This is a genomic window from Streptomyces sp. 3330 (assembly GCF_031456635.1).
Lineage (GTDB): Bacteria > Actinomycetota > Actinomycetes > Streptomycetales > Streptomycetaceae > Streptomyces.
On the sequence record NZ_JAVDVA010000035.1, the window covers coordinates 58,809 to 64,808 of the forward strand.

Here is a 6,000-nt window from a genome sequence, read left to right on the forward strand (position 1 = left end):
GGGGCTCGCTGTCAGGGCCTCGCTGTCAGGACGTCGCGGTCAGGACATCGCCGTCAGGCCCGGGGCGAAGGTGATCAGCAGGGGCAGCAGCGGCACGAGGGTGGCCAGCGTCGTCGTCAGCGCCCGCTGGCGGCGGAGCAGGCGCGGGGGCGGCTGGAGCAGGCGGTCGACACGCTCGCCCAGGAGACGGTGGCTGGAGGCGCAGGACAGGACGCCCCGGTGCTGGTTCAGCTCGATGAGGGCCAGTGCGGTGGTCAGGTGACCGCAGCGGCGTGACGCCGTGTCGTCGGCGGCGAGTTCGACCAGGCGGTGGGTCTGGTCGCAGAAGTGCGAGAAGAGCGGAACGCGGGGGAAGCCGGTGGCAAGGGCGGTCGACAGGTGGAGCAGCCAGTCGTGGTGGGCGCGGGCGTGGCCGCGCTCATGGGTGAGGACGGCGTCCAGCTGGTGGGAGGTGAGGCGGTGCAGGGCGCCGGTCGTCACGATCAACTGGGGCGGGTTGCCCGGCATCCACCAGGCGTCGGGGTACTCGTCCTCCAGCACGAGCAGCGGGCCCCGGGCGGACGGCAGGCCCGCGGGCAGGTCCGGGGCGCGTTCCCGCAGGTGGGCCCTGGTCATGCCGCGGCGCCGGCGGGCCTCGACGAGTTCGCGGGCCAGCATCGCGGTGGTCCAGGCGGCCCCGCAGGCCAGGAGCAGGGTCAGGACCGCGGCCCACAGGGGGGCGGCGGAGAGGTCGTACGCCTCGGAGACCCCGGGCGGCGCGGGGGCGAAGACCCGGGCGCGGACGGTGTGGAACACGGCGGCGGCGCCCAGGGTCAGGGCGGTCAGGCAGCACAGCAGGACCGTGGCGACCAGGCACTGCCACACCCACAGTCCGACCACCGGTTCCCGCTCGGGCCAGGCGGACCTGGTGAGCGCCCGTGGCACGGGCACGGCGGCGGACAGGGCGACGACGCTCAGCAGGAGCAGGCAGAGAGTCATGCCATGGGCTCCGGATCCTGGTCGGGAGGACGGCGTGGGCCACGTGCGCGCGGGGTGCGTGCGGCGTACCCGCGTGCGTGCGGCCTGCCACGGGCGGCGGGCTCGGCACGAGAACCGTGCCCGCCGCCAGTATGACGGCGGTTCCTCCGGGAGTCAGCCCGGGACGACGCCCCGATTCAGCCCCGTCCGCCCCGACTCGGCGGCCTTGCGGGGGTCCGCCACCCCACCACCGGCTTGCTCACCGGCACCGGCACCGGCACCGGCACGCGGCCCGGCACCGGCGCGGGCACGCGGCCCGGCACCGGCACCGGCACGCGGCCCGGCACCGGCACCGGCACGCGGCCCGGCACCGGCGCGGGCACACGGCCCGGCACCGGCGCGGGTTGCGGTCCCGCCTCGGGCGCAGGTGCCGTTCCCGTCCCCGCCCCGGATGCAGGTCCCGGCCCCCTCCCCATATCGGGCGCGGGTCTCGGCGTTGGTCCCCGTCCCGGCCAGGGAATCGGGCGGCCTGGCACCGCCGGGTGGGTCACCCGGCGATCACCCGGCCGCTCACCTCACCCAGGCCCACGCGTGCTCCGTCGGGGCCGGGCGCCCAGGCCGTCAGGGTCACCACGTCGCCGTCCTCCAGGAACGTGCGCTTGCCGTCGGCGAGTTCCAGCGGGTCGCGGCCGTTCCAGGTCAGCTCCAGCAGCGAGCCGCGCTCGTGCGGGTGGGGGCCGCTGACCGTGCCCGAGCCGTACAGGTCGCCCGTGCGCAGGGAGGCGCCGTTGACCGTGAGGTGGGCGAGTTGCTGGGCGGCCGTCCAGTACATGGTGGAGAAGGGCGGATCGGAGATCACCTGACCGTTGAGCGCGACGGAGATGCGCAGGTCGTAGCCGCCGGGTTCGGCGTTCGCGTCGTCCAGGTAGGGGAGGAGGGGGTGGGTCCGCTCCGGGGGCGTCACCCGTGCGTTCTCCAGGGCCTCCAGCGGGGTGATCCACGCCGACACCGACGTGGCGAACGACTTGGCGAGGAACGGGCCGAGAGGGACGTACTCCCAGGCCTGGAGGTCACGGGCGGACCAGTCGTTGAGCAGGCAGAGACCGAAGACGTGTTCGCGGAAGTCGGTCAGGGCGACCGGGCTGCCCTGCCGGGAGGGCACGCCGACCACGAAGCCGACCTCGGCCTCGATGTCGAGCCGTACGGACGGGCCGAAGACGGGGGCCGTCTCGTCGGGCGCCTTGCGCTGGCCCGACGGACGGACGACGTCCGTGCCGGAGACCACGACCGTGCCGGCCCGCCCGTGGTAGCCGATCGGCAGGTGCTTCCAGTTGGGCAGGAGGACGTCTCCGGCGTCCGGGCGGAAGATCGCTCCCGCGTTCCGGGCGTGATGCTCGGACGAGTAGAAGTCGACGTAGTCGGCGACCTGGAAGGGGAGGTGCAGGGTCACATCGGACAGGGGGTGGAGGAGCGGTTCGACGGTGGGCCGGTGGGCGGGGTCGGTCACCCACTCCGTCAGGGCTCGGCGCACCTGCGACCAGGTCGTGCGTCCCGCCGCCAGCAGCGGGTCGAGGGACGGAGAGGCGAGCAGGCCGGCGTGCGGCGAGCCGAGCGCGCGGGCCGCCGCGCCCGCGTCGAGGACATGGTCGCCGAGCCGGACGCCGACGGTCCGCTCCGTGGAGCCCGGCAGGGAGAAGACGCCGTACGGGAGGTTGTGCGGACCGAAGGGGTCGCCCTCGGGAAGGTCGAAGGGGGGCATCGGGTACTGCCTCTCTTTCGTGCGCTCTTGGGTGCTCGCCATGTGGGGCTCGCCGGACCTCGCACGGGTGTCGCGCGGATGCGGCGAGCCGCGGCACACGTTACGGCCGACGCCGCGGAAGTGACACGGGGGCCGGGCCGCAGGCGCCGCTCGGGCGACAGCTCTCCGCGTCCGGTTGCTCACTCGACGTCGTCGGCCGGGGGGTCCGCAATCTTGACGGAGTGGTGCGAAAGGGGAGAGTCTGGGCGGGTGCTGGAAGGCCTCGGGGAGGGGGCCTTCCCCTGGCACAACTGGGGGGGCGGATGGCCATAGGGGAGGCCGGCCTCGGGTCGGCGCGGCGTGGCTCACGGCCGGAACGGCTGGAAGCGGCCATGCGCGACAGACTCGGCCGGGAATGCGTGTATGTGCCGTCGTGCAGATTCGGGCTGTACGTGGCTCTGCGCCACTGGTGCCCGCCCGGCGGCCGGGTACTGATGTCGCCGGTCAACGACGACGTGATCTTCTTCGTCCTGCTGGCGGCCGGACTGCGGCCCGTGCAGGCGCCGTTGAACCCGCTGGACGCCTCGATCGACGTCGATGCCGTGCCCGACGAGGTGTGGGGCTCGCTCTCCGGCGTCCTCACGACGAATCTGTACGGCAACCCGGACGACAGCCCGCGCCTGCGGAAGAAGTGCGACGCGCTGGGTATCCCGCTGTTCGAGGACGGGGCGCACGCCATCGGCAGCGAAGTGGGCGGACGACCGGTCGGGGCCTGGGGGGACGCCGCCGTCTTCAGCCTGTCCAAGCATGTCGGCGCCCAGGCCGGCGGCATCCTGGCCTGCGCCGACCCGGGACTGCGCGACGCGCTGGCGAAGACCTGCGAGGACCTGCTGCTGCCGGGACGGTTCACGGCGGAACTCGCCTACACCGTCCGGCCGTACGCGGAGGCGGCCGTGCGGGGGCTGCGGCTGCGGCGGGCCGCCTGGGCCACGATGCGGCTGCTCGGACTGATGGAGCGGGAGGAGATCCGGATGCCGCTGCGGCCGGCCGAATTGGCCCGTGCCGTCGAGGCCGCGCCGGACCTCACCGCGCACGACCCCTGGGTCCGCGTCGACATGCACGACTACCGGCTGCGCCCCGGGCCGCTGAGAACGGGGCGCGTCGGCCGCAGGCTCGACCACCTGGACGAGGTGCTGACGGCCTGCCGGGCCGGCACGGAGCTGCTCCTGTCCACACCGTGGGCGCGGCCCGGGGCTCCTCGCGCCGACCGGGCCCAACCCCTTTTCCGGGTACCTCTGTTCGTCGCCGACCGGGACGCCGCGAGGGCCGCGCTCGCGCGGCGGGGCATCGTCGTCGGGTACCTCTATGACCCGCCCCTGGACGACTACGCGGGTGCCGCCTTCACCGACCCGTCGCCCGAACCCGCAGGCGCCCGCTGGTTCGCCCGGCACGCGGTGCCCGTGGATCCGTTGCGGGCCCGGCAGGTCGTCGAGGTCCTCCAGGAGTCCGGCGTGCGGCCGGCCGAGGCGCCGGGAGGGCTGGAGCCGACCCGTGGCTGAGACCCAGGCCGAGACCCAGGTGCCCGGCCCCCCGGCGCCGCTCGCCCGAAAGGAACCGTCCGACGCGGCGCCCGCCGACAGGACCCGCGATTCCGCGTCCCTGTTCAAGAACGCCTACTTCCTGATGCTCAGCACGGGCGTGTCGGCCGTGCTGGGACTGGGGTTCTGGCTGGTGGCCGCGCGCTACTACTCGGAGGAGGCGGTCGGCCAGGGCTCGGCCGCGATCGCGGCGATGCGGCTGCTCGCCAGCATCACGGCGACGACGATGATCGGGGCCGTCGTCCGCTTCGTGCCGCGCGCCGGGCGGGCCACGGGCTCGCTGGTGTGGCGGGCGTACGCGGCCAGTTCGGTGGTCGTGGCCGTCGCCGCCTTCGGCTTCCTGCTCACCCTGGACCTGTGGGGGGCGACGTACGCGCCGCTCGGCACGGTCGCCGCGGGGTCGGCGTTCGTCGTCGCCTGCGTGGCGTGGGCGCTGCTCACGCTCCAGGACGGGGTGCTCACCGGCCTGCGCAGGTCGGGCTGGGTGCCCCTCGGCAACGCGGTGTTCTCGGTCGGCAAACTGATCCTGCTGATCGTGTGCGCGACCGCGCTGCCCGCGCTCGGGATCTTCGTGTCCTGGGCCGTCGCGATCGCGTTCTCGACGCTGCCCCTGGGCTGGTTGATCTTCCGTCGGCTGATCCCGCGGCAGGCCGCCGCCGACCACCACCTGGAGCCGCCCCGGCTGCGCGAGATGGGCCGCTTCCTGGCCGGTGACTCGCTGGGCGCGCTGTTCAGCCTGGCGATGATCAACCTGTTGCCGGTGATGGTCGCGGTCCGCTTCAGCGCGGCGGAGAACGGCTACTTCTACGTCGCGTACACCGTGGGCGGCACGATGGAGTTCATGGCCATCAACATGGCCTCCTCCCTCACCGCGCACGCCTCGCACGATCCGCGCCAGCTCGCCGAGGGCGTGCGCGGGGCGTTGCGCCGGATGACGCTGCTGCTGGTGCCGGTGGTGCTGGTGCTGATGGTGTTCGCCCCGCAGATCCTGCTGCCGTTCCACGAGGACTACGCCGAGCACGGCACCACCGTGCTGCGGTTGCTGGCCGCGGGCGCGCTGCCCCGGGTCGTGGTCGAGCTGTACATCGGGGTGCTGCGGGTGCAGGGCCGCACCGGGGTGCTCGCCGCGCTCCAGGGCGCCATGTGCACGCTGGTGCTGGGCAGTGCCGCCCTGCTGTTCGCCCCGGCCGGGATCGCGGGCGCGGGCTGGGCGGTGCTGATCAGCATGACGCTGATCGCCGCGGTCTCCGCCGTCGGCCTGCGGTCCGCGCTGCGCGGCAACGGCGGTCCGTCCGTCGGCCGGCCCTCCGCCGCCCCGGACTACGGCACCCGTTGGGCACGCCTGAACGCCACCGCCGGGTACGGCACGCACTGGGCGCGCCGGTCGGCCCACGAACGCGAAGGCGTCGACGAGGACACCGTCGCCCTGTTCATAGGGCGGCCCGGGTACGAACGCGAGGCGCTGCAAGCGGACACGCTGGCGCTGATCGAGCGGCCCCCGTACGCGCCCGACACCGTCACCGGACCCGCGGGAAGCAGGAGACCTGCGGGAAGCCAGGGAGGCCAGGGAAGCGCGAGAAGCGAGGGGGGTGAGAGGGGTGAGGAGGACGATGGGACGGCCGAGGTCCGGAGACGGGAGGGGACGGCCGAGGTCCGGAGACGGGAGGGGACGGCCGAGGTCCGGAGACGGGAGGGGACGGCCGAGGT

The 6,000-nt window shown here is 74.2% G+C and carries 4 protein-coding genes; 2 read left to right on the forward strand and 2 right to left on the reverse strand.

The window, feature by feature from the left end:
• Positions 1-39: 39 nt before the first annotated feature.
• Both J2X68_RS36230 and fahA read right to left on the reverse strand, forming a co-directional pair.
• The gene (locus J2X68_RS36230; protein ID WP_310436857.1) at positions 40-978 is read right to left on the reverse strand and encodes a M56 family metallopeptidase; all 939 of its coding nucleotides are present in this window, start codon (positions 976-978) and stop codon (positions 40-42) included.
• A gap of 526 nt (positions 979-1,504) precedes the next feature.
• Positions 1,505-2,716, reverse strand: a complete 1,212-nt coding sequence (gene fahA, locus J2X68_RS36235; RefSeq protein ID WP_310436863.1) for a fumarylacetoacetase — start codon at positions 2,714-2,716, stop codon at positions 1,505-1,507.
• 302 nt (positions 2,717-3,018) lie between these two features.
• Here fahA and J2X68_RS36240 point away from each other — a divergent pair, with 302 nt between their 5' ends.
• Positions 3,019-4,254: a DegT/DnrJ/EryC1/StrS family aminotransferase gene (locus J2X68_RS36240; RefSeq protein WP_310436858.1), complete on the forward strand. Its 1,236-nt coding sequence runs from the start codon at positions 3,019-3,021 to the stop codon at positions 4,252-4,254.
• On the forward strand, positions 4,247-6,000 hold a 1,754-nt coding region (locus tag J2X68_RS36245; protein WP_310436859.1), incomplete at its 3' end, for a lipopolysaccharide biosynthesis protein. The genes J2X68_RS36240 and J2X68_RS36245, both read left to right, overlap by 8 nt.